This window comes from Pseudomonas sp. C9-3, assembly GCF_032392015.1.
GTDB lineage: Bacteria > Pseudomonadota > Gammaproteobacteria > Pseudomonadales > Pseudomonadaceae > Pseudomonas > Pseudomonas nitroreducens.
Window position 1 is genome coordinate 4,210,105 of sequence record NZ_CP135919.1, and the last position, 23,016, is coordinate 4,233,120.

Sequence of the window (23,016 nt, forward strand, 5' to 3'; positions counted from 1 at the left end):
CGAGCAAGCTCGCTCCGACAAAAGCCTCAAAGAAAAAGCCCGGCATCTGCCGGGCTTTTTCATGGTGCCGAGAGAGTCAGGCGTTGCCCGCCAGTTTCAGCTTCGCCGCCTGGGTGAAGTCGAGCATGCGCTTGAGCGGCTTGATCGCCTTGGGAATCAGCGCCGGGTCGACGAAGATTTCGCCCGAGCCTTCCTTCAGGCATGCCAGGGTGCGCTCCAGGGTGTTCATGGCCATCCACGGGCAGTGTGCACAGCTGCGGCAGGCCGCGCCGTTGCCGGCGGTGGGCGCCTCGATGAACTCCTTATCCGGACACAGCTGCTGCATCTTGTAGAAGATGCCGCGGTCGGTGGCGACGATGAAGCGCTTGTTCGGCATCGTCTGCGCGGCCTTGATCAATTGGCTGGTGGAGCCCACCGCATCGGCCAGCTCAACCACCGCTTCCGGTGACTCCGGGTGCACCAGGATCGCGGCGTCCGGATAGACCGCTTTGAGGTCTTCCAGCTGCTTGGCCTTGAACTCCTCGTGAACGATGCAGGCACCGTCCCAGAGCAGCATGTCCGCACCAGTTTCGCGCTGGATGTAGCGCCCCAGGTGCTGGTCCGGCGCCCAGAGGATCGGCTCGCCGTTGTCCATCAGGTGCTCGACGATCTCCACGGCGCAGCTGGAGGTCACCACCCAGTCCGCACGAGCCTTCACCGCCGCCGAGGTGTTCGCGTAGACAACCACGGTGCGCTCCGGATGCTTGTCGCAGAACGCCGAGAACTCTTCCACCGGGCACCCCAGGTCCAGCGAGCAGGTCGCCTCCAGCGTGGGCATCAACACACGCTTTTCCGGGTTGAGGATCTTCGCGGTCTCGCCCATGAAGCGAACACCAGCCACCACCACGGTCTGCGCCGAGTGCTGGTTGCCGAAGCGGGCCATTTCCAGCGAATCGGAAACGCAACCGCCGGTCTCTTCAGCCAGCGCCTGGATCACCGGATCGCAGTAATAGTGCGCGACGAGCACAGCATTCTGCGCCTTCAATTCGGCAGCGATGGCCGCACGGTAGTCGGCCTCTTCCTCTGCGCTCAGCACCCGCGGCTGTTTCGCCGCCAGATGGGCCTGGACCAGAAGGCGTTCGGAAATCTGGGACATCGTGTGGAAACCTCAACAGGCACGGTCTGATTATGCCGGCGATTTTATCACCACCACCCCTCGTCGCGGCGGGCCGAGGAGTGCCGCGCGGCGGACTTTTTCCGGCACATGGCAAAAGCCCCGTGACCTTTCGATCACGGGGCTTTCACAGGATTTGATGGTGGGTCGTGTAGGATTCGAACCTACGACCAATTGGTTAAAAGCCAACTGCTCTACCGACTGAGCTAACGACCCGACGTGGTGCGTATAATACTGATTTCTAACGTAAAAACAACACCCCGAGAAAACTTTTTTCAGAAATATCGCGTAGGGTCGGAAATTCCAGCGGCGGAAAAGCCCTCGGAGCGCAGTCGGCAGCTGTCACATTTGCGGCAAGCACGCCCCTCATCATCAGCCTGATAGCAGGAAACGGTGAGGCCGTAATCGACGCCCCGAGCGACGCCTGCCTCGATGATCTGCGCCTTGGAAAGGAACTGCAGCGGCGCCTGGATACGGAAGCCGTCGCCCTCCACTCCTGCCTTGGTCGCCAGGTTCGCCATACGCTCGAAGGCCTCGACGAACTCCGGGCGACAATCCGGGTAGCCGGAATAATCCACGGCGTTCACGCCGATGAAAATGTCCCGTGCGCCCAGCACTTCCGCCCAGCCCAGCGCCAGAGAAAGGAACACGGTATTGCGCGCCGGCACATAGGTCACCGGAATGCCTTCACTGGGGGCTTGGGGAACATCGATGCTGCTGTCGGTCAGCGCGGAGCCGCCGATACCATTCAGGTCGAGGCCGATCACCTTGTGCTCGACCACGCCCAATTGGCGGGCGACGCGCTCGGCTGCCTGCAACTCGGCGCGGTGACGCTGGCCGTAGTCGAAGCTCATGCTGTAGCAGGCGTAGCCCTCGGCCTTGGCCATGGCAACCACCGTCGCGGAATCCAGGCCACCGGAGAGCAGGATCACGGCTTTCTTGTCGTTCGTAGCGTTCTTGTCGGACATAAACAGGGGCTCCTCCGCGCTCAGTGGCCCGGCTCATCGTTCCAGAGAATCTTGTGCAATTGCAGCTGCAGGCGGACCGGCAGGTTGTCGCTGACGATCCAGTCGGCCAGCGCGCGCGCGTCCACCTGGCGGTGGCTGGGCGAGAACAGAACCTCGCCGGCGCGCTCCTCCAGGCGGTACTCGATCAGCTTGGACACCGCCCAGTCATAGTCCTCGCGGGAACAGATGACGAACTTGACCTGATCGTTGAGCGTCAACTCGCCGATGTTCTCGTAACGATTGCGCGCCACTTCGCCGGAACCGGGGGTCTTCAGATCAAGGATACGGCTGACGCGGCGGTCGGTGGCCGAGATGTCCAGCGCGCCGCTGGTTTCCAGCGATACTTCATAGCCGGCATGGCACAACCGTTCGAGCAGCGGGATACAGTTGGGCTGCGCCAGCGGCTCGCCGCCGGTCACACAGACGTAGCGCGGGCGATACCGGGCAACCTGGTCGAGGATGGCGTCGAGGCTCTGGATTTCGCCGCCACTGAAGGCATAGGCGGTATCGCAGTAGTTGCAGCGCAGGGGACAGCCGGTCAGGCGTACGAACACGGTCGGCAAGCCGGCGGTGCGCGTTTCCCCCTGCAACGAGTAGAAAATCTCGGTAATGCGCAGGGTCTGTTGCATATCAGCCACGGGCGTGACGGCTATACAGGCCATCCGCCTCCGTTGCGTTGGAGTCGTGGGCGCACTGGAGAGGCGCCCGGCAATCCCGGAACACAGCAGACATCAGCGCAGCTGAAACCACTGGCTTTTCCGGGGGCGGGAATTCTAACGAAAAAACCCGCGACGGGCGCGGGTTTTCAGACTGCGAGATAGGAAGCCTACTTCAGGTTCTTCAGATCACGCTGGGACAACTGGGCAGCGGAAGTGCCCGGATACTGCGCGACCACCTGCTGCAGGATACCGCGAGCCTTGTCATTGTTACCCAGGCGGCGCTCGACATCGGCAAGCTTATACAGCGAGTCCGGCACCTTGGCGCTGCTCGGGTAGGCCTGGCTGACGCGGGCGAAAGCCTGGCCGGCGCCCTGCAGGTCGCCTTTCGCGAGGTTCACTTCACCCAGCCAATATTGCGCGTTACCCGCGTACTGGCTGTTCGGGTATTTGCGCAGGAAGGCACCAAAGGCCTGGCTGGCCTTGTCGAAGTCCTTGGCCTTGATCAAGTCGAAGGCAGCGTCGTAGTAGAGCTTCTCTTTTGCCGGGTCACCCGGCTCGCTGCTGGCGGCGGGCTGCTGTTGCTGGGCGGCGGCAACACCTGCTCCGGCGGCAGCTCCGGCACTGGCGCCGGCAGCGGGGGAATTCTGTTGAACAGCAGCACCGGCCGCTCCTGCACCTGCACCGCTGGAAAGGCGGCTGTCGATGTCCTGGAAGCGCTCCTGGTTCTCCTGCTTCATTTGCTGGATCTGGTTCTGCTGCTCTTCGAGCATGCCGCGCAGGCGGGACATTTCGTCCTGCATCTGCTGCAGCTGCATGAACAGCTGAGCCTGACCGGAGACGGGAGTTGTCATCCCGCCTCCGGCGTAGGCGCCATCAGCGCCTGCGGTGCCATAACCCGAGGGCGGCGTGCTGGCATAGCCACCATTGCCGTCCTGTACCGGAACCGCGGCTGCCGCCATGAGGGGCAGTCCGCATACGATCAAGGTCAGAAAACGCAGGCGCATCGGCATCACGTCTTACTTCTTCAGCTCAACGCGACGGTTCTGGGCCCAGGACTGCTCGTCGTGGCCAGTGGCAACCGGACGCTCTTTGCCGTAGGAAACCAGTTCCAGCTGAGCCGGGGAAACGCCCTGCAGTACCAGGTAGCGCTGAACGGCCTTGGCGCGACGCTCGCCCAGAGCCATGTTGTACTCGCGGGTGCCGCGCTCGTCAGTGTGACCTTCCAGGACTACGCGCTGGCCGGAACCTTTCAGGTCCTTGGCGTGTACGTCCAGGGCACGCATGGCTTCCGGCTTCAGGTCGGAGCTGTCGTACTCGAAGTAGAAGGTGGTGATAGCGCGCAGAGCGGCTTCGTCGCTCAGGGAGCCGTCAACGGCACCGCTGTTGGCGCCGTAGCCAGCGTTCGGGTCAACGCCGCCATTGGCGCCTTCACCAGTTGCATCGCCTTTCTTGGACGAGCAACCAACGGCTACGGCCATGGCGAGGGCGATAACGGCAAATTTGCCGAATTTCAGCATTTCCATCATGTAACTCCTAATGAACCCCAGTGTATAAGTTTGAAACAGTTGGCAACCGTCAGTTCAGGTAAGGGGACCAGGAAGGCTCGCGCACGTCGCCTTGAGCGGTGGGTAGCGGTAACCGAACACGTCCGTTGATGCTCACGAGCATCAACACGCCCCGGTCCTGCTGGCGGGTGGCGTATATTAGCATCGTGCCATTTGGCGCAACAGTGGGCGAATCGTCCAGATTGGTGTTGGAAAGTACCCGGAGATTACCGCGCTGAAGGTCCTGCGCTGCGATCTGGAAGTTGGTGAAACCGTCCTGGCGGTGAACCATCACCAGGGTCTTCTCATCCGCCGAGAGTTTCGGGTTGGCGTTGTAGTTGCCGATGAAGGTCACGCGGTCGGTAGCGCCCGAGTTCACGTTCATCTTGTAGATCTGCGGCTTGCCGCCACGGTCCGAGGTGAAGTACAGGGTCGAGCCGTCTGCGCCCCAGAAGGGTTCGGTGTCGATCGCCGAGTTGTTGGTCAGGCGACGCAGCTGGCGGCTGCCCAGGTCCATCACGTAGATCTCCGGGTTGCCGTCGCGCGACAGCACGAAGGCCAGGCGGTTGCCGTCCGGCGAGAAGGCCGGGGCGCCGTTGAGGCCTTCGAAGTTGGAGATCTGCTCGCGGCGGCCAGTATCGACGTACTGCATGAAGATGCGCGGACGCTTCTGCTCGAAGGACACGTAGGCGATACGACGACCATCGGGCGAGAAGCGCGGCGAAAGGATCGGCTCGCGCGATTGCAGCAGGGTCACCGGGCGAGCGCCGTCATAGTCGGAGCGCTGCAGGGTGTAGCGGGTGTTGTCCACCGAGAAGCGCTCGGCAGTCACGTAGAGCAGCCGGGTGGAGAACGCACCCTTGATGCCGGTGAGCTTCTCGAACGACTGGTCGGCGATGTAGTGCGACATGTCGCGCAACTGGTCGGTAGTGCCGCCCACGCTGCCGGTCAGGACCTGCTGCTGGGTCGCCACGTTGAGCAGGGCGTACTGGATCTGCAGGCGGCCACCGTTGGGCACGATGCTGCCGACCAGCACGTACTGCGCGCCGAGGGCCTGCCAGTCACGGTAGATCACTTCGCTGGCCTGGGCCGGCTGGCTGATCATGTTCTGGCGCGGGATCGGCTCGAAGTAACCGGAATTGCGCAGGTCGTTGCCGATAATGTTCGACATGTCTTCGGGCAGCACATTGCCGCCCTGCCAGCCGAACGGAACCACGGCGATCGGGACAGCCGAGTCACGACCGCTGGAGATCACCAGCGGGTCGGCGGCCTGCGCTGCGCCTGCCACCAGGGCCAGGGCGAAGAGCGCGAAGCGAATCAGGGTACTCACAGATCTAAATCCTCCGGTTTGAAGACCATTCGGCGCTGACGATACAGGCTATCGAAAGTGGCGCGATCCAGATTTTGCAGTTCGGGAATACGGCCAACGTTTTTGACCGCCGCCACCGCCGAATCGTCGAACGGCTTGTCACCACTGGAGCGAGTCACACTCACATTGGTAATGGCACCGCTCGGCAGCATCTGAATCAGCACTTCTACGCTCATTCCGTTACGAGCTGAAGGAGGACGGCTCCACTGCTGGCTCACCAGGCTGACGATCAGATCGTCAAAGTTGCCCGCCACCTCATTACCTTGCTCGTCGGCCAGGGCCTGCTGCCGCTGCGTGTCATCCGACAGCAGTTCGGCCAGAGCCTGGGCCTTCTTGTCTTCCGTCGCCTTGCGAGCTGCGGCAGCGGCTGCGGCAGCAGCCTTCTTCTTCGCAGCCTCGACCGCGGCAGCCTTCTTCTTGGCTTCATCCGCGGCGGCTTTTTTCTTCGCGTCCTCGGCGGCCTTCTTCTTGGCCTCCTCGGCAGCTTTCTTCTTCGCCTCGTCAGCGGCCTCTTTCTTGGCCTCTTCCTCGGCTTTCTTCTTGGCTATATCCGCCTGCTGTTTCTGCTCGGCAGCCTTGGCTTCAGCCGCTTTCTTCGCGGCGGCGGCAGCATCGGCAACCTTCTTGGCGTCGTCGGCCTTCTTGGCATCGGCGGCTTTCTGAGCTGCATCTGCAGCCTTTTGAGCCGCGTCGGCCTTCTTTTGTTCCTCGGCTTTCGCAGCAGCCAATGCCTGCTGCTCAGCCTTCTTCTGCTCGAGCTGCTCCTGCTCGTATTGCTTGGCCGAGGTTTTCTTCGCCTCGCCGGCAATCTTCTGGTTGGTCTGCTGGGTCGCCTGGCTCTTGGACTTCAGCTGGTACAGCGTAGCCTGGACGATCGGCCGCGAAGGCGGCAGTTCAGGCGTACTGGCCCAGCTGACGAACAACATGGCAAAAATCAGCACATGCAGGGCCACGGCCAGGACCGTTGGCCAGAAGTAGCCTTCCGATTGAGAGCGCTCGAGCTGGTGCATCAACTACCTGGTGCCTCGGTAATCAGACCGACGTTGCCGACTCCGGCTTTCTGCAGACCGCCCATGACGGCCATGACCGAGCCATAGTCGACTGCCTTGTCCCCACGGACGAAGACCTGGACTTTCTTACCCTGGCGGCTGTTCTCGGCCATGATGCCGGTGGCAGCGTTGACCAGCTGATCGAGGTCCACGGCAGTCTGGCTGCCCTTGCCCTGATCCGGGTCCACTTCCGAGCCCATGTTCCAGTAGTAGGTCTTGTCGGCCTTGATGGAGATGGTGAGCACGCGGGAATCGTTATCCTGCGGCAGCGCTTCGCTGGAAACCTTGGGCAAGTCGACCTTGACCCCCTGGTTGAGCATGGGCGCGGTCACCATGAAAATGACCAGCAGTACCAACATCACGTCGATGTAAGGCACCACGTTCATTTCCGCGACCGGCTTGCGCTTGTGACGAACTCTTGCCATGACGGCTTACCTCTTGGTCGTCTTCAATCGTCGCTGGTGTGCACTTTGCGGTGCAGGATGGCCTGGAACTCGTCGGCGAAGGTGTAGTAGCGGCCGATGAGCATTTCCGAGCGAGCGGCGAAACGGTTGTAGGCGATGACCGCGGGGATGGCCGCGAACAGGCCGATGGCGGTGGCGATAAGCGCTTCGGCGATACCCGGCGCCACGGTGGCGAGGGTGGCCTGCTGCACGGTGGCCAGGCCACGGAAGGAGTTCATGATGCCCCACACGGTGCCGAACAGACCGATGTACGGGCTGGTGGAACCGACGGTAGCAAGGAACGGCAGGCTGGTTTCCAGCTTCTCTTCCTCACGGGAAATGGCGACGCGCATGGCGCGGGAAACGCCTTCCATCACTGCATCCGGGTCAACGCCGGCCTGCTGGCGCAGACGGGAGAATTCCTTGAAGCCGGCACGGAAGATCTGCTCGACCCCCGAATCCGGATCGGGGTTGCTGCCCGCCTGACGATAGAGCTTGGACAGGTCGATGCCCGACCAGAAGCGCTCTTCGAAAGTATCCAGGGCCTTCTTCGCCGAGCGCATCATGTTGCTGCGCTGGAAAATCATGATCCAGGAAGTGACCGATGCGGCCACCAGGGTCAGCATCACCAGCTGTACCACGACGCTGGCGTTACTGATCAAGCTCCACATGGAAGTATGGTCGACGACGTTCGGTTCCACGTTAATCTCCTGCTGAAAGGGTGTCCGGACTGCCGGCAAATGCCGCACGCAACACATCTGGGATAGCGCGGGGTTTCAGGGTGTCCGCCCGCACGCACGCCACCAGGAATCGCCCCTCGCAGAGCAAGGTCGAATCCGACGCCCGTCGAACCTGTTGACGAAACTTCAGGCTCGCACGGTTCAACTCCTCCACTTCGGCGCTGACGAGCAGCTCGTCGTCCAGACGGGCAGGCGCGTGATAGCGCGCCTCGGCCGAATGAACGACGAAAAGCAGGTTCTCCCCCGCCAGCTGCGACTGGGCAAAGCCCAGATCACGCAGCCGCTCGGTACGAGCCCGCTCCATGAACTTGAGGTAGTTGACGTAGTAGACGATGCCGCCGGCATCGGTGTCCTCGTAATAGACCCGATACCGCTGCTGGAACGGCTGACCCCCGTGTTGCGCGCGCATACTCTAAAACCAAGTCCTGGCTTTGCCAATCGGCAATCGCCTACAAATGCAATTAATTACCATCTTCAGGGGCGAACAGATCCGGCGTCGCCCCCTCCCCCATCCGCTTCGGCACATTCAGGCCGAAATGCAGGTACGCATGCCGGGTCACTACACGGCCGCGCGGTGTGCGCATGATATAGCCTTGCTGGATCAGATAGGGCTCCAGCACATCTTCAATCGTGTGTCTTTCTTCACTGATGGCTGCTGCCAGGTTGTCGACACCCACCGGCCCACCGTCGAACTTGTCGATCATGGTCAGCAACAGGCGGCGATCCTGGTGATCGAAGCCCCTTTCGTCCACGTCCAGCAGGTTCAGCGCTTTGTCGGCGATGTCGCGGCTGATGTGCCCGGTGCCACGCACCTCGGCGAAATCCCGCACACGGCGCAGCAGCCGGTTGGCGATCCGCGGCGTGCCACGGGCGCGTCGGGCGATCTCGAAGGCACCCGCCGGCTCGATCTCCAGGCCGAGGATCCCCGCTGAGCGGGCGACGATGCTGGACAGGTCGTCCACACCGTAGAACTCAAGACGCTGCACGATACCGAAGCGGTCACGCAGCGGATTGGTCAGCATGCCGGCGCGAGTCGTCGCGCCGACCAGGGTGAAGGGCGGCAGGTCGAGCTTGATCGAGCGCGCGGCCGGGCCCTCGCCGATCATGATGTCCAGCTGGAAGTCTTCCATGGCCGGGTACAGCACTTCCTCGACGATGGGCGACAGGCGATGGATCTCGTCCACGAACAGCACGTCGTTGGGCTCGAGGTTGGTCAGGATCGCCGCCAGGTCGCCAGGGCGTTCCAGCACCGGCCCGGAGGTGCTCTTGATCGAAACCCCCATCTCCTGGGCGATGATGTTCGCCAGGGTGGTCTTGCCCAGGCCGGGCGGGCCGAAGATCAGCGTGTGATCCAGCGCTTCCTGACGCCCACGGGCCGCCTGGATGAACAGCTCCATCTGCTCGCGCACCACAGGCTGACCGACATAGTCCGCCAGCTTGAGCGGGCGGATGGCGCGGTCGAACTGCTCTTCGCGGTCGCGACTGGAGGCTGAGGAAATCAGGCGATCGGCTTCGATCATCAATATCTACCTAGACCATGCCCTTGAGGGAACGGCGGATGAGTTCTTCGCTGGACAAGCCTTCCTCCTGCACGGCGGCCACGGCGCGGCTCGCCTCCTGAGGTTTGAAACCCAGGGCGATCAGCGCGCTGACCGCATCGGACTCGGCGCTTGAGACTGCGGCAACCCGCATGGGTTCCACCACCAGCGGCGCGATGGAAGGAATATTCTCCCACGCCTTGAAGCGATCCTTCAGCTCCACCAGCAAGCGCTCGGCAGTTTTCTTGCCGACGCCGGGAATCTTCACCAGGGTCGAAGTATCCTGCGCCTGCACGCAGCGCACCAGTTCATCGACCTCCAGCCCCGACATCAGCGCCAGCGCCAGCTTCGGCCCCACGCCGTTGAGGCGGATCAGCTCGCGGAACAGCTCGCGCTCGCGCTTCTCGGCGAAGCCGTAGAGCAGGTGGGCATCCTCGCGCACCACCAGATGGGTGTGCAGGGTCACCGGCTCGCCCAGGCTCGGCAGGCGGTACAGGGTGGTCATCGGCACTTCCAGCTCGTAGCCCACGCCGTTCACATCGACGATCAGGTGCGGCGGCTGCTTTTCCGCCAGGGTGCCACGCAGGCGTCCAATCACGGGTGTTTGTCCTTGCTCAAAGTTTTTCCGGATATCACAGGCGCAGACGTCCGCCGCGACGGCGGGCGCCCATCAGACCATGCGGCACCAGGCTTTGCCGGGTGTGCGCGTGGCACAGGGCGATGGCCAGGGCGTCGGAGGCGTCGATCTGCGGCTTCTGCACCAGTTTGAGCAGGTGCATGACCATCATCTGCACCTGCTGCTTGTCCGCACCACCGGTGCCGGCAATCGCCTGCTTGACCTGGCTGGCGGTGTACTCGGCGATCTGCAATCCCTCTTCCGCCGCCGCGACTATGGCCGCGCCGCGCGCCTGCCCCAGCTTCAGCGCCGAGTCGGCGTTACGCGCCATGAACACCTGCTCGATGCCCATCATGGTCGGCTGGTAGGTCTGGATGACCTCGCGCACACCACGGAAGACGATCTGCAGGCGCTCGAACAGCTCGCCATTGCCGGTGCGGATGCAGCCCGAGGCCACGTATTCACAACCACGGCCGGTGTCACGCACCACGCCGAAGCCGGTAATTCGTGAACCTGGGTCGATGCCGAGAATCAGGGTCATGTCTGTTCGATCACACCTAGTCTGCAACGCGCATTTCAGATAACAAAAACCGGAAGCGGGAGGCGCCGCTGACGACCACTCCCGCTTCCGGCTTCAGCACATCGCCGGTGGTGGGATCAGCCCAGCTGGGCCATCACCTCGTCCGGGATGTCCGCATTCGAGTAGACGTTCTGCACGTCGTCCAGGTCTTCCAGCATGTCGATCAGCTTGAGGACCTTCTGCGCGGTGTCCAGGTCCAGGGTCGCCACGGTCGACGGGATCATGGTGATCTCCGCGTCCTCGCCCTTGAAGCCCGCTTCGGTCAGTGCTTCGTTGACCGAGATGAAATCGGCGAAGGTGGTGAAGACGTCGATGGAACCGTCGTCGTTGACCACTACATCGTCGGCGCCGGCTTCCAGCGCGGCATCCATCAGGGCCTCTTCGTTCACGCCCGGCGCATAGCTGATCTGCCCCTTGCGCTCGAACATGTAGGCCACCGAACCATCGGTACCCAGGTTGCCGCCACACTTGCTGAAGGCATGGCGCACTTCGGCCGCGGTGCGGTTGCGGTTGTCGGTCATGGCCTCGACGATGATCGCCACGCCGCTGGGCGCGTAACCTTCGTAGGTCAGCTCAGCCATGTTGTCCGCTTCGCTGGAACCCACGCCGCGCTGGATGGCACGGTCGATGGTGTCGCGGGTCATGTTGGCAGTCAGCGCCTTGTCCACGGCCAGGCGCAGGCGCGGATTGTCCGCCGGCACCCCGCCGCCCTGCTTGGCAGCAACGGTCAGCTCACGAATGAGCTTGGTGAAGATCTTGCCCTTCTTGGCGTCCTGACGTTCCTTGCGGTGCTTGATGTTGGCCCATTTGGAATGACCAGCCATAACTCACTCCGTATCGCTTGTTTGCTTCGCACGCGGCGCCCGGTTTGCGGGCGCCACTGTGATCCGAATCGACTTACTCGGCGGCCTTCTGCTGCTCGCGCAGGCGGATGTTCAGCTCACGCAGAGCCTTGGCATCCACAGTGCCCGGAGCCTGGGTCATGACGTCGCCGGCGCTCTGGGTTTTCGGGAAGGCGATGACTTCGCGGATCGAGGCCGCGCCGGTCATCAGCATCACCAGACGGTCCAGGCCGAAGGCCAGGCCACCGTGCGGCGGTGCGCCGTACTTCAGGGCGTCCAGCAGGAAGCCGAACTTCTCTTCCTGCTCCGCATCGTCGATGCCCAGCACGCGGAAGACCGCCTGCTGCATGGCCTTGTCGTGGATACGGATGGAACCACCGCCCAGCTCGGTGCCGTTGAGCACCATGTCGTAGGCACGGGACAGCTTGCCGGCCGGGTTGGCCTCCAGCTCTTCCGGGGTGCACTTGGGCGCGGTGAACGGGTGGTGCAGCGAGGTCAGGCTGCCGTCGTCGTTCTCTTCGAACATCGGGAAGTCCACGACCCACATCGGCGCCCACTCCTTGGTGAGCAGGTTGAGGTCATGGCCGACCTTGATGCGCAGCGCACCCAGGGCGTCGCAGACGATCTTGGCCTTGTCCGCGCCGAAGAACACGATGTCGCCATCGACCGCACCGACGCGATCGAGGATCTCGTTCAGGTTCGGCTCGGCGATGTTCTTCACGATCGGCGACTGCAGGCCTTCCACGCCCTTGGCGCGCTCGTTGACCTTGATATAGGCCAGGCCCTTGGCGCCGTAGATGCCGACGAACTTGGTGTAGTCGTCGATCTGCTTGCGCGGCATGCTCGCACCGCCGGGAACGCGCAGGGCGGCAACGCGGCCCTTCGGATCGTTGGCCGGGCCGGAGAAGACCTTGAACTCGACGTCCTTCAGTTGATCGGCGACGTCGACCAGTTCCAGCGGGATACGCAGGTCAGGCTTGTCCGAACCGTAGCGGCGCATGGCCTCTTCGAACGGCATGTGCGGGAACTCGTCGAACTCGACGTTCAGCACTTCCTTGAACAGCTGGCGCACCATCTTCTCGGTGATCTCGATGATGTCGCTTTCTTCCAGGAAGCTGGTCTCGATGTCGATCTGGGTGAATTCCGGCTGGCGGTCGGCACGCAGGTCTTCGTCGCGGAAGCACTTGGCGATCTGGTAGTAACGGTCGAAGCCGGCCACCATCAGCAGTTGCTTGAACAGCTGGGGCGACTGCGGCAGGGCGAAGAAGTGGCCCGGATAGGTGCGGCTCGGCACCAGGTAGTCACGCGCGCCTTCCGGCGTCGGGCGACCGAGGATCGGGGTTTCCACGTCCAGGAAGCCGTTCTCATCCAGGTAGCGGCGGATGCTGCTGGTGATGCGCGCGCGCAGCTTCAGCTTGGCGGCCATTTCCGGGCGACGCAGGTCGATGAAGCGGTAGCGCAGGCGGGTTTCCTCGCCCACGTCGGAGTATTCGTCCAGCGGGAACGGCGGGGTTTCAGCCTGGTTCAGCACTTCGAGTTCGTGACCCAGCACTTCGATGGCGCCCGAAGCCATGTTCGAGTTGCGAGCGCCTTCGGGGCGCAGGCGCACCTTGCCGGTGATCTTCACTACGTACTCGCTGCGCACGCGGTCGGCCTTGGCGAAGGTCTCGACGCGATCCGGGTCGAACACCACCTGGGCCAGACCTTCACGATCACGCACGTCGAGGAAGATCACCCCGCCGTGGTCGCGGCGACGGTGTACCCAACCGCAAAGAGTGACTACCTGGCCGTCCAGGCTCTCGTTCAACTGGCCGCAATAGTGGCTGCGCATCATGGTGTGTTTCGCTTCTCGAAAGTCTTGAATTCTAGGGAACCGCTCATTCGCTGGCGGAGCAGGCGCCGGCACCGCAACCGGTGGCCGGACAGGCCGCTGGGGCATCGCCGGAGGCCAGGTTCTTCTTCGCTCCGGTCTTGAAGTCGGTCTCGTACCAACCGCTGCCGCCCAGGCGGAAGCCCGGAGCCGACAACATCTTCTTCAATTCGGGAGCCTTGCAGGCCGGACAATCGACCAACGGCGCATCGCTGATCTTCTGCAGCGATTCCAGCTGATGCGCGCAGGACTGGCACTGGTACTCGTAAATCGGCATGGAACACCTTGGCTGTGTAACGCCACGGGTCCGCGTCCCGCGGCAAAGAGGCCGATTATAGCCTGAAAAATCCGCAGGTTGCAGCCGGGCTCCGGTGGCGGAAAAGCCTGCCGGGCGCACAGCCTTTTAATAGAAAACCTCAATCGATTGCCTTGATATAGACCAAGAGCTTCGCACCTGTCCCGGTGATAGCCTCGAATCCAGCGTTTTAAATCATTCATGCACGATGAGGAGATCGCCATGGACATCGATATCGGAATCGCCAAAGAAGATCGCGCCGCCATCGCCGACGGCCTGTCCCGCCTGCTGGCCGACACCTACACGCTGTACCTGAAGACCCACAACTTCCACTGGAACGTCACCGGGCCGATGTTCAACACCCTGCACCTGATGTTCGAAGGGCAGTACAACGAACTGGCGCTGGCCGTGGACAGCATCGCCGAACGCATCCGCGCCCTGGGCTTCCCGGCGCCCGGCACCTACGCCGCCTACGCCCGTCTGTCCTCCATCAAGGAAGAAGAAGGCGTACCGGATGCCCAGGAAATGATCCGCCTGCTGGTTCAGGGCCAGGAAGCCGTGGTGCGCACCGCCCGCAGCATCTTCCCGCTGGCCGACAAGGTGGCGGATGAGCCGACCGCCGACCTGCTGACCCAGCGCATGCAGGTCCACGAAAAGACTGCCTGGATGCTGCGCAGCCTGCTCGCCGAGTAACTCCGTCCTTATATAAGCAGCCGGCCCGAAAGCCGGCTGCCTCCCCCTACGAATGGCCTAAGCGGTTGATTTGAGAAGGCAACTGGATTGCGGTTAAATACCCGCCGTGCGTTTCTCGCATAGGCCGCCCGGCACGCTTTCATTTTTCCTTTCTGGCGTCGCACCCGAGGCTGGCTGCTTCTTTATTTCGTTACCCGCTCAAGGTGAATCCGTAGCCATGTTGAAGATCGTCCATCTCGTGACGGGCGTCGCCGCACTCTTGCTGTCCTTGATCCCGAGTCTGCGTAGTGATGCCCTGCCCTACCTGCAACAGAGCGATGCCATCTACCTGGCACTGCTCGGTCTGACCAGCCTCCTGCTCGCCCCGAGCAGCAACCTGAAACACCCCTCCGCCCTGCAGAGCCTCGCCACCGCCCTGGTCGTGCTGGCCGTGGTCCTGCAGATCCTGATCCTGCTCGCCCCGCTGCCCTTCATCGGCGACCAGCCGGCCATCGTGCTGCCGCTGCTGAGCCTGGCCGGCGCCGTCGTCCTGCAATGGATCGCCAGCCTCAACAAACCCAGCGCCAGCGTTGCCATCGAAACCTTCGCCGGCGTCGACCGCGAAACCGGCACCGTGAAGTGGTTCAACACCTCCAAGGGCTTCGGTTTCATCTCCCGCGACTCGGGCGAGGATATCTTCGTCCACTTCCGCGCCATCCGCGGCGAAGGCCACCGCATCCTGATCGAAGGTCAGCGGGTGGAGTTCTCCGTTGTCCAGCGTGACAAAGGATTGCAGGCAGAGGATGTGATTGCTGCGCTGCCTAATCGGCGCTGAGCGTTACGCCCATGAAAAAGCCCGCCGAATGGCGGGCTTTTTTATTCCGGAGCGCGCGGGCTCTGACTGTCCACCTAAGACATTCTCTGCCCCTAAGCCCTGTTTTGCGATTACCAGGGTGCTTCGTCACTCATCCTGAGCGCGTTTCTGGCTCCACAAGACGGGCATTTCAACAGGCGCTCAAACTCGGAAGAGCCCGCACTTCTCCTGATATCCCTCACTAACAGCTTTGCCATTCCACACACAGGGCAATCAACATCTTCGTTGGAATCTTTAGCCAAGACTATTCCAGCAGCGATCCAACTCTTCACAACCTCTCGATTCATTTCTCGCCCCACTGAAGTACATGGAAGCTCATTAAGAGAAAAAAGGGGACAAGAGAAAAAAGGGGACAAGAGAAAAAGGGGACAGATTTATTTTCTTCACTCCAATCCTGACCCGCCAGATCGTTTAGAGTAGAAAAATAAATCTGTCCCCTTTTTTCCCCACCATCTACATCTACATCTACAGTCTTGTCAGATTCAGATTGGGGGCAGTCTCCGGGGGAACGTCTAATCAACCGAAAATGATGAAAAGAAAAATGACAACTTTTCATCCTCAAGATCGCTCAATTGATAACGCATTCTGTCAAAGCCAGACTCCAGCTTACTCACGTTCATATGCATCAATTGAGTCAATCCACCGCCAAAATCACGAGTTGCAAAATGGCTGACATCACTAAATTTTACACACAAGACATCAGCCCCAGCCTTTTCAGAATCAGATATTGACAAATATAAATCATAGGCCGACCCATCATCACTCAAGCTAATGCTCATGGCACGCAAGCAGCTGTGAGCAACAAGCAACTTATTCAATTCAAAAATTTTAATCATTGTTCACCCTCGTCTCCTTCCCCTTGGAGCCATACCCGGGACCATATTCATAGGTATTAGAAAAAGGGGACAGATTTATTTTCCATACTCTAATCCTGACTCCGAGCCTAGTTTTAGAGTAGAAAAATAAATCTGTCCCCTTTTCTCTTTTTCTCTTCACCTCAGCGACACTGATAAGGACTTTCGCTTTTCAACTCTTCACCAGTTTTGTTATCTCGGATAACGACAACCGCTACAGAAGGAATTCCGCACAAGGCATTTCGGACAGTATATATACCCGAACCTTCGGCAATATTCTTCCTATTCCCCATCACCACGTCACCATTTGCGTTGTAGGCCGTTAACTGATAGTAACCAGACAGTGTCATGCAACCTGCAAACAGCGCCGAACCAACACCAAGCAAGCACAGTCTCTTCGTAAGCATCACCCATTCAACCTCAACATATATTTATCTATAAACTCTCATCCAGATCTAGCAAGAAAAAGAGGACAGATTTATTTTCCTTACTCTCATCCGCCCCGCAGGACGGCTATAGGGTAGAAAAATAAATCTGTCCCCTTTCCGCCTTTCCGGTGCCGCCCCTTTCCGGTGCCCAATCGCACATCAATTCATTGAGTCCAGATACAGACAGGTACAGTTTGCACACCTGCATTTTTAAGCCTTCCATCGACGAATATTAAATCAACGAATAAATTATCGACACAAAAGACTCCTGACCTCTGCTTATTGCAAGTGTATTTTTCGGAATTATTATCGTACACGCCATAATGCTCTCGCTCGGAACCATTTATCAACGGAGATGAGGCTGAACCGCATTGATAGCCCAATGAACCAAGAGACTTTAAAACATCCCCAATGGACTGCTCGACTTTTATTCCAGAATCACGCACATCATCGCGCGGTGTGTTTGCGCAACCCGCCAAGGCACTCAACAGCGGCACAGCAAGAACTATTTTACACCTCATTAACCTGCCGATTTTCAATAACACAATACTCACAACCCCGTTTCCAAATTTGGCAAAGGAATGTCGTAGCCACAATAATGCAGACGAGCTTTGAAGAAACGTCTATCTGGATAGTCAGATCCGTATATTTTATTTTCATCGAAGCGTTCTTTCTGATTTTCGCATACTTCTAATCTATTCCTCTGAATCAATTCAATCTCAGCGCTGGCCAAATGATTGATTGCCAAGCTATCGAAGAACGGTTTAATAAACTCCTTTTCCATGTCAACACCCGGCACCCCCTGTCTCTGTCGCTGAAAAGTGGTTATATGAAATGGGATACTCAAACCACTCTGCTTCTCCCAGCACCAATAATGTATTTCTTCATTCCACATACTGATATGAGATTGGTTGCGCAGATAGTAATACCTTTTGCATTCGTTAGCCCCAACACGCACAGAGCTTACTTTGTCTGGATAACCACTAACAGGAGAAAACTTCTCCTTAGCTAACATATACTCAGAAAAATCTTCCATCGGCATAAACAGCTCAACAGCTCGACCATTGAAACCTCTAAATGACATAGAGTACTGAGCAGCATCAACAGAGCCCCCCCCATAAGAATATCCACCAGCAGATCCAATATAAACTGCATCTGCTAATTTATCGTAGGTAAATCCACTGGATACTACGCCACAAGGAGCCTGCTGAAATATCGTTGGAATATCGAACGAAAAGCGCCGCATCATGGTTATTCTATTTTTACCAACATCACACAGCATCAATGAACGCTGCCGCTCGGTTTCATAGACTTTTTTTCCAGAGGAGAAGCACCCTGTAAGAGAAACAGTAAGAAAAGCAACAATCCATCTTTTGTAGCTCACTGCTCAGCCCCGTTATTACCAACACCTTTATCATCAATAAAGGTCGGCACTATGTACTTACGACTATCCACAAATTGCTTTTGAGACTCCGAGCCGCCACCATCCCGACAAGCCGGCGTCTGGCACAAATAATTCGAGTGCGGACTACTCGCCCCAAACAGGGAGCCAAAGCTCAAAATCGCTCCAATTGTGCGTGAAATGGAGTCTTCCGAGTACTTTGAATTACCCCCAATTAAGTCAGAGACACTATCCGTTTTCGGGAATATCCCAATAGCAGAAAAGGGGGACAGAGAAAAAGGGGACAGATTTATTTTACGTACTCTAATCCTGACTCCGCGCATAGTTTTAGAGTAGAAAAATAAACCTATCCCCTTTTTGGCCTCAATTTTTTCGCATTTCAGATCATTGCGCCATACTGCTAATCAATTCCATTCTTAATTTCAGAGACCACAAACGCCCATATCCCTAATGACCCCCCCCCAACAAGGCTCACCTTCAGTAAATATGCAAGATCTTCACCTGAGTACTCAAAAACCCCATTGGAAGACAGCTTATGAACGACCTGAAGAAAACCGACCAAGAGCAACATTCCCGAAAAAAACTTAACAAACATCCACAACCAAAGCTTAAATAGCCAAAGCACCCTTTTCACTTATTCATTTCCTTTAATAGCAAGCTATTAGAAATCTCAGACCCCATCCCGCCAACCGCACCGCCTGCTATCCCAGGAACTGCACTCATCGGCGTTTCTCTAAGCAGGTATGCCCCTGGATAGAACGGGATTTCGGTATATTTTAGGGCATTAGTACTGCTAGTAGACAGGCCGATTACCCTATTAACAAAGCTCTTCTCCATTTGCCCTGTAATCGACGCACCTATGCCATAGCCAAGCATGGAACCTGCCATCGCCCCCATCATCGCATCAACGGAGTTCTGCCCACTAATCTGGCTGGCGATATATGCTCCACCAATATTAGTCTGAACATTGGGAAGAAGTCTTTGGCCTGCCGACATTCCACCAGTCACACCGGAAGTCATAAATCCTACCCAATCAAATTTATCTCCCGTGTTCCCAGTCGCAAGCTGAATGCTACCATTTGCAGTCATTCCCAACCCGGCGCCAGTGGCTATAGATTTACTCGACGCGCTGGTCAAATTTGCCACTCCCCCGAAGAAAAGCATGACATTTTCAGTCTGAGACGCGAAGACCAAAGTCTTTGATAGGGTATCTGTATTGGTATTTATATAGTTCAGGTCCAACCCATTTTCATACTGAACCATCATCCTGACGTTCTCGTTCTCTATGCCACCGAAGAACACTGGCCTCGAAGGATCAGCGGTGTACAGGCCAGTCATAATCAAGTCTTTCATGTGGTCTGCACAAACCCAGGGCTTCTCAGCACAGGTCGACCGCAACTTCTGGCGATTTTCCTCATTCAATGCAACGTACTTATCGATTACTTTTCCACAGTCGCCGGCCTTCGTGCACTCCTGCATTTCTTGATCAAACGCTTTGACCTGGTTTCCGCTCAGGAAGTTGTTCTCAACCGCCGTCTTACCCGCCCCGGCCGCTGCCACAACCCCAGCGCTATCCCCCGTCGCCAATCCACCCGCCATCCCCGCTGCGAGAGTGGAAAGCGCAGAGACGATCTGCCGCTCACTCTCCGTCAAGTCTTTAGCGCTCTTATTGGGATACAGACTCGCCGCAATCAGCTCACCCGTGGCCGCCCCCGCTGCACCGGCCACGCCGGAGTTGCCCTGAGCGTTGGCCACAACGGCCCCGAGTACCGCCTGGGCCATGATGCGGGCGGTGTCGTTGTCGCCGGCCTGCTGCTTGATGATGTTAGCCACATAAGGCGCTGAGGCTCCGGCCACGGCCCCACCGATATCACCACCGGCAAGGTACTGTAGCGCTGCGGTGACAGCCTGGGCAGCCTGCTGGTAATTGCTGCCCGTGCCGTACTCTCGCATCACATCCTGATAGGCCTTGGAGTTGACCAGGGCCTCGTTGTACTTCTTGATCTCCTCGGCCGAGGCGCCTTCCCCCGGCGGGTACTTGCCGTCTTTCTCCAGCGCCTTGCGCCCTTCTTCGTTCGCCTTCATCTCGCCATTGGTGCGGATGATGTCCATCGACTGGCTGCCGATCTGGGCGATCAGTTGCACTTCCTGCAGGCGGCGCTGTTCCTTCTCCTTGTCGAAGATGGGGCTGATGCTGCCGTTGGCGTGTTCGACGTCGCGGCTCAGGCTGGCGACGTCCTGCTGCTGGGCTTCGCCATTGCGGATGTCGATGGTGCCGGCGCTGATGGCGGAGTGGGTGGTGCCGCTGTCGCTGTCGCCGTGGGTGTAGGCGGTGACCATGCCGTTGGGCATGTTGCCGAAGAAGGCGCTGCCTTCGTTGCCGCCGGTGCTCGCGCTGATGCCTTGTTGCTGAGTCTTGTAGTCGGCCTCGTTGCGGATGTCGCGCCAGCCGAGGGTGTCGGTGCTCAGGCGGTTCTTGTCGGCGTTGGCGGTGCTGGAGATGACGGCGCCGTCGAGCTGGGTGTGCTTGCCCACTTCGATGTCATAGCCGCCCTTGCCGGCGTAGAGCCCGGTCTGCTCCTGCACACTGTCGTAGTTGGAGTGGATCTTGCTCTTGTCGACCGAGACGTAGCCGCTGCCGGTCATGGTGCCGAAGGTGAAGCTGGCGCCGCCGCTGACGTTCTTCTGCTCGGACCTGTACTCGTCGGTGTCCTGCAGGCTGCGCAGGGTGAGGTCGCGGCCGACCTTTGCAGTGATCTGCTCACCGTTGACCTGGGCACCGATGAGGCTGGTGTCGCGGCCACTGATCAAGGTGACCTGGCGGCCGGCATCGACGGTGGATTCGGTCCAGGTGGTGCCGTTGCCGTGCTCGAAGCCGGTGCCCTTGTTGCCGTTGGCGAAGATGCTGATGCCAGCACCGCCGGACCCGAAACCAATGCTCGCGCCGATATTGCCGCCACTGCTGCTGTTCTTGCCGTCGAGCTTCTGGGTGTTGGAAGCGGCTTCGAGGAGGAGGTCGCGGTTGGCCGCGAGCATGACGTCCTGGCCAGCCTTGAGCTGGCTGCCCTGGATGCGGATGTCGCCGTCTTCACCGACCTTGCCCGCGCCAGTGGCGAGGATGTTCAGGTTGTTGCCGGCGGTCAGGGTGCTGCCCTGGGCAATGCTCTGCTCCTGAACGGTTTTCGACTTGGATTGCTGCGAACCCAAGGAGATGGCGATACCGACGAATTGCCCGGCGGTATCAGCACTCATACCGCCGCCTTGCTGAGAGGCCTGCCAGGCCTGGTAGCCGGTCAGGCCGGCCTGGATGCCCTTGAGGGCGGCCAGGCGGCTGTCGTCTTCGTGGCGCGCCTCCTTCGAAGATTCATAGGCGGTGTTCACCGCGCTGCCGACACTGCCGGACAGGGCCAGGGTCAGGCCGCTTTTCTTCTGCTCGCGGGTTTCCTCGCTGCGGTTGCGGTTCTGCGCCTCGAGGATGCTTACGTTCTGCCCGATGAGGTTGATGTCCTTGCCGGCGACGAGATCGGAACCACGGATGGTGAGGTCCTTGCCGGCCTGGATGTCGACGTTGCCGAGCACGCTGCCAATGGTGCTGCCGCGGGTCTGTTCGGTGTGGTCGTCCTGGGTGGTCTTCAGGCTGCTGGAGCCGAGGGTCACGCCGATCCCGCCGCTGCTCATGAGACCGGATTTCTTCTTGGACTCTGCGTGGCTGGTCTCGAAGCTTTCGGTCGCGCCATCGATCAGCACGTTGCGCCCGGCCAACAGGCTGGTGCCGTTGGTGGAGGCAACGTCGCTGCCTTGTACGGCAATGTCCTGGCCGGCGCGGATGGCGATCTTGTCGGCGCTGACCAGAGAGCCGACCTGGGTGGTGCTACTGCTGCTGTCGACGCGGGTCTTGGTGGTGCTGGAGAGCCCGGAGCTGCTGGTCTTGGTCTTGCGGTAGTAGCTGTAGTCGCTGTCCTGCTCGGAGACCAGGCTGACGTCGCGCCCGGCGTACAGGTAGGCCTCGCCGGAGGCGCTGACGCTGCTGGCCTTGAGGGCCAGGTCCTGCCCGGCGGCGATGCTGACGTCACCGCCGGCGGTCAGCGCGGTGCCCTGCTGTTCGACGTGATCCTTCTGGCTGCTGATCTTGCGGGTGTTGCTATAGCTATGGCTCTCATCCGCCGCCGAGGCGAGGGTGACATCGCGGCCGGCGCTCAGCGCCGCGTCGCGCGCGGCGTCGAGGCGGCTGGCAACGGCGTTGAGGTCGCGCCCGGCGCTGATGTCGAGGTCACGCCCGGCGCTGGCTTCGGCGCCCAGCTGGGTGGTGGTTTCGCTGTAGTAGCGGCGGCCGTTGAGCTGGCCGTTGGTGACTTCCACCGAGGCAATGTTGACGTCGCGGTCGGCGCCGATGAACAGGTCGCCCCGGCTCTGCAGCACGCCACCGAGGTTGCTGACGTCGCGGCCGGCGCTGATGTCGAGGCTGTTGGCGGCCTCGATGCGCGCGGCGCTGTCGGCGAAGCTGGTGGTCCAGGTGCGGTTGGCGCTCTGGGCGCTGTCGATGCGGGTGACGCTGCGTTCGTTGATCACATCGCCGGTGAGCGCGGTGAGGCTGACGTCGCGCCCGGCGATGATGCCGCCGGCGGCGTTGCGGATGCTGTCGTCGGCGAGCAGGTCGAGGCGGTTGCCGGCCTGGATCAACCCGCTGTTGCTCAGGTTGCCGGCACTGGCGCTGAGGTTGTTGCTGGCACGCAGGGTGCCGGCGTTGTTGAGCTCGCCGCCGCTGATGAGGCTGACGTCCTGGCCCATGATCAGCGCACCGGTGGGGCCGAGGCGGTTTTCCGCCTGGGCGAGGTAGAGCACCGGGACGAGGACCTTCTCGCCGTTCACCTCGGCTTCTTCGAGCCAGACAATGTCGTGGGTCAGGGCCGCGACCTGTTCTGCGGAAAGGCCGACGCCGACGGAGAGCTGCAGGCTGTCCTTGTAGGGCGAGCCGGGAATTGGCAACGCATGCGTTGCCCCGGCGAGCGACCCGCCAGGGATGGCGGGGCCGGGGGTGCAGGAGAGCGACGGAGTGGCGACAGGGATGTCGGCTCCGCTCT

Annotated in this window: 21 protein-coding genes, 1 tRNA gene and 2 pseudogenes; 3 read left to right on the forward strand and 21 right to left on the reverse strand. The window is 60.0% G+C overall.

Features of this window, described 5'->3' with window-relative positions; all coding sequences use genetic code 11:
• Window positions 1–76: 76 nt before the first annotated feature.
• From nadA to RS899_RS19310, 17 genes are all read right to left on the reverse strand, one after another.
• Window positions 77–1,135, reverse strand: coding sequence for a quinolinate synthase NadA (gene nadA / locus RS899_RS19230; protein WP_024763373.1), 1,059 nt, complete (start codon window positions 1,133–1,135; stop codon window positions 77–79).
• Between the two features lie 158 nt (window positions 1,136–1,293).
• Window positions 1,294–1,369 (reverse strand) — tRNA-Lys (locus RS899_RS19235).
• A gap of 59 nt (window positions 1,370–1,428) precedes the next feature.
• Complete coding sequence (gene queC, locus RS899_RS19240) at window positions 1,429–2,121, reverse strand: 7-cyano-7-deazaguanine synthase QueC (protein ID WP_315807853.1); 693 nt, start codon at window positions 2,119–2,121, stop codon at window positions 1,429–1,431.
• A 20-nt stretch (window positions 2,122–2,141) separates the two neighbouring features.
• Complete coding sequence (queE, locus tag RS899_RS19245) at window positions 2,142–2,789, reverse strand: 7-carboxy-7-deazaguanine synthase QueE (protein WP_054910999.1); 648 nt, start codon at window positions 2,787–2,789, stop codon at window positions 2,142–2,144.
• A 197-nt stretch (window positions 2,790–2,986) separates the two neighbouring features.
• A complete protein-coding gene (gene ybgF, locus RS899_RS19250; RefSeq protein ID WP_315810455.1) occupies window positions 2,987–3,829 on the reverse strand; it encodes a tol-pal system protein YbgF in 843 nt (280 codons plus the stop codon).
• 6 nt (window positions 3,830–3,835) lie between these two features.
• A complete protein-coding gene (gene pal, locus RS899_RS19255) occupies window positions 3,836–4,342 on the reverse strand; it encodes a peptidoglycan-associated lipoprotein Pal (RefSeq protein ID WP_017522099.1) in 507 nt (168 codons plus the stop codon).
• A 52-nt stretch (window positions 4,343–4,394) separates the two neighbouring features.
• Window positions 4,395–5,693 (reverse strand): Tol-Pal system beta propeller repeat protein TolB, encoded by a 1,299-nt coding sequence (gene tolB, locus RS899_RS19260; RefSeq protein WP_054911001.1) that lies wholly within the window; start codon window positions 5,691–5,693, stop codon window positions 4,395–4,397.
• The gene (tolA, locus tag RS899_RS19265; RefSeq protein WP_139092984.1) at window positions 5,690–6,745 is read right to left on the reverse strand and encodes a cell envelope integrity protein TolA; all 1,056 of its coding nucleotides are present in this window, start codon (window positions 6,743–6,745) and stop codon (window positions 5,690–5,692) included. Before tolA ends, tolB begins: the two co-directional genes overlap by 4 nt.
• Window positions 6,742–7,206: a protein TolR gene (gene tolR / locus RS899_RS19270; RefSeq protein WP_024763368.1), complete on the reverse strand. Its 465-nt coding sequence runs from the start codon at window positions 7,204–7,206 to the stop codon at window positions 6,742–6,744. Before tolR ends, tolA begins: the two co-directional genes overlap by 4 nt.
• Before the next feature lie 23 nt (window positions 7,207–7,229).
• Window positions 7,230–7,925 (reverse strand): protein TolQ, encoded by a 696-nt coding sequence (gene tolQ, locus RS899_RS19275; protein WP_024763367.1) that lies wholly within the window; start codon window positions 7,923–7,925, stop codon window positions 7,230–7,232.
• A gap of 1 nt (window position 7,926) precedes the next feature.
• Entirely contained in the window at window positions 7,927–8,373 is a 447-nt protein-coding gene (gene ybgC, locus RS899_RS19280; RefSeq protein WP_015478279.1) for a tol-pal system-associated acyl-CoA thioesterase, read from the reverse strand.
• A 52-nt stretch (window positions 8,374–8,425) separates the two neighbouring features.
• Entirely contained in the window at window positions 8,426–9,484 is a 1,059-nt protein-coding gene (ruvB, locus tag RS899_RS19285) for a Holliday junction branch migration DNA helicase RuvB (RefSeq protein WP_017522105.1), read from the reverse strand.
• A 10-nt stretch (window positions 9,485–9,494) separates the two neighbouring features.
• Entirely contained in the window at window positions 9,495–10,100 is a 606-nt protein-coding gene (gene ruvA, locus RS899_RS19290) for a Holliday junction branch migration protein RuvA (RefSeq protein WP_024763366.1), read from the reverse strand.
• Window positions 10,101–10,134: 34 nt separating this feature from the next.
• Window positions 10,135–10,659 carry a crossover junction endodeoxyribonuclease RuvC gene (gene ruvC, locus RS899_RS19295; RefSeq protein WP_024763365.1) on the reverse strand — a complete coding sequence of 175 codons (525 nt, stop codon included), beginning with the start codon at window positions 10,657–10,659 and terminating at the stop codon, window positions 10,135–10,137.
• A gap of 116 nt (window positions 10,660–10,775) precedes the next feature.
• Entirely contained in the window at window positions 10,776–11,522 is a 747-nt protein-coding gene (locus tag RS899_RS19300; protein ID WP_024763364.1) for a YebC/PmpR family DNA-binding transcriptional regulator, read from the reverse strand.
• Between the two features lie 73 nt (window positions 11,523–11,595).
• Window positions 11,596–13,374 carry an aspartate--tRNA ligase gene (aspS, locus tag RS899_RS19305; protein WP_024763363.1) on the reverse strand — a complete coding sequence of 593 codons (1,779 nt, stop codon included), beginning with the start codon at window positions 13,372–13,374 and terminating at the stop codon, window positions 11,596–11,598.
• Between the two features lie 43 nt (window positions 13,375–13,417).
• On the reverse strand, window positions 13,418–13,687 hold the full coding sequence (locus tag RS899_RS19310; RefSeq protein WP_017522110.1) for an FmdB family zinc ribbon protein: 270 nt from the start codon (window positions 13,685–13,687) through the stop codon (window positions 13,418–13,420).
• A gap of 240 nt (window positions 13,688–13,927) precedes the next feature.
• On the opposite strand from RS899_RS19310, the gene RS899_RS19315 reads away from it, so the two are divergent.
• From RS899_RS19315 to RS899_RS19325, 3 genes and pseudogenes are all read left to right on the forward strand, one after another.
• Window positions 13,928–14,398 carry a Dps family protein gene (locus RS899_RS19315; RefSeq protein WP_024763362.1) on the forward strand — a complete coding sequence of 157 codons (471 nt, stop codon included), beginning with the start codon at window positions 13,928–13,930 and terminating at the stop codon, window positions 14,396–14,398.
• A gap of 217 nt (window positions 14,399–14,615) precedes the next feature.
• Window positions 14,616–14,879, forward strand: a pseudogene (locus RS899_RS19320) (cold shock domain-containing protein membrane protein); the annotation flags it as partial.
• Window positions 14,880–14,972: 93 nt separating this feature from the next.
• The gene (locus RS899_RS19325) at window positions 14,973–15,212 is read left to right on the forward strand and encodes a cold-shock protein (RefSeq protein WP_192430913.1); all 240 of its coding nucleotides are present in this window, start codon (window positions 14,973–14,975) and stop codon (window positions 15,210–15,212) included.
• Between the two features lie 551 nt (window positions 15,213–15,763).
• Here RS899_RS19325 and RS899_RS19330 read toward each other — a convergent pair.
• The 4 genes and pseudogenes from RS899_RS19330 to RS899_RS19345 form a co-directional block, all read right to left on the reverse strand.
• The gene (locus RS899_RS19330; protein ID WP_315807854.1) at window positions 15,764–16,087 is read right to left on the reverse strand and encodes a hypothetical protein; all 324 of its coding nucleotides are present in this window, start codon (window positions 16,085–16,087) and stop codon (window positions 15,764–15,766) included.
• A gap of 610 nt (window positions 16,088–16,697) precedes the next feature.
• The gene (locus RS899_RS19335; RefSeq protein ID WP_315807855.1) at window positions 16,698–17,087 is read right to left on the reverse strand and encodes a hypothetical protein; all 390 of its coding nucleotides are present in this window, start codon (window positions 17,085–17,087) and stop codon (window positions 16,698–16,700) included.
• Window positions 17,084–17,917, reverse strand: a complete 834-nt coding sequence (locus RS899_RS19340) for a hypothetical protein (RefSeq protein WP_315807856.1) — start codon at window positions 17,915–17,917, stop codon at window positions 17,084–17,086. Before RS899_RS19340 ends, RS899_RS19335 begins: the two co-directional genes overlap by 4 nt.
• Before the next feature lie 648 nt (window positions 17,918–18,565).
• A pseudogene (locus RS899_RS19345) lies at window positions 18,566–22,900 on the reverse strand (hemagglutinin repeat-containing protein); the annotation flags it as partial.
• Window positions 22,901–23,016: the final 116 nt, after the last annotated feature.

Coding starts and splice junctions, on each gene's coding strand:
- nadA (WP_024763373.1), bottom strand. CDS start 1,135: ATGTCCCAGATTTCCGAACGCCTTCTGGTCCAGGCCCATCTGGCGGCG.
- queC (WP_315807853.1), bottom strand. CDS start 2,121: ATGTCCGACAAGAACGCTACGAACGACAAGAAAGCCGTGATCCTGCTC.
- queE (WP_054910999.1), bottom strand. CDS start 2,789: ATGCAACAGACCCTGCGCATTACCGAGATTTTCTACTCGTTGCAGGGG.
- ybgF (WP_315810455.1), bottom strand. CDS start 3,829: ATGCCGATGCGCCTGCGTTTTCTGACCTTGATCGTATGCGGACTGCCC.
- pal (WP_017522099.1), bottom strand. CDS start 4,342: ATGGAAATGCTGAAATTCGGCAAATTTGCCGTTATCGCCCTCGCCATG.
- tolR (WP_024763368.1), bottom strand. CDS start 7,206: ATGGCAAGAGTTCGTCACAAGCGCAAGCCGGTCGCGGAAATGAACGTG.
- ybgC (WP_015478279.1), bottom strand. CDS start 8,373: ATGCGCGCGCAACACGGGGGTCAGCCGTTCCAGCAGCGGTATCGGGTC.
- ruvB (WP_017522105.1), bottom strand. CDS start 9,484: ATGATCGAAGCCGATCGCCTGATTTCCTCAGCCTCCAGTCGCGACCGC.
- ruvC (WP_024763365.1), bottom strand. CDS start 10,659: ATGACCCTGATTCTCGGCATCGACCCAGGTTCACGAATTACCGGCTTC.
- RS899_RS19300 (WP_024763364.1), bottom strand. CDS start 11,522: ATGGCTGGTCATTCCAAATGGGCCAACATCAAGCACCGCAAGGAACGT.
- aspS (WP_024763363.1), bottom strand. CDS start 13,374: ATGATGCGCAGCCACTATTGCGGCCAGTTGAACGAGAGCCTGGACGGC.
- RS899_RS19310 (WP_017522110.1), bottom strand. CDS start 13,687: ATGCCGATTTACGAGTACCAGTGCCAGTCCTGCGCGCATCAGCTGGAA.
- RS899_RS19315 (WP_024763362.1), top strand. CDS start 13,928: ATGGACATCGATATCGGAATCGCCAAAGAAGATCGCGCCGCCATCGCC.
- RS899_RS19330 (WP_315807854.1), bottom strand. CDS start 16,087: ATGATTAAAATTTTTGAATTGAATAAGTTGCTTGTTGCTCACAGCTGC.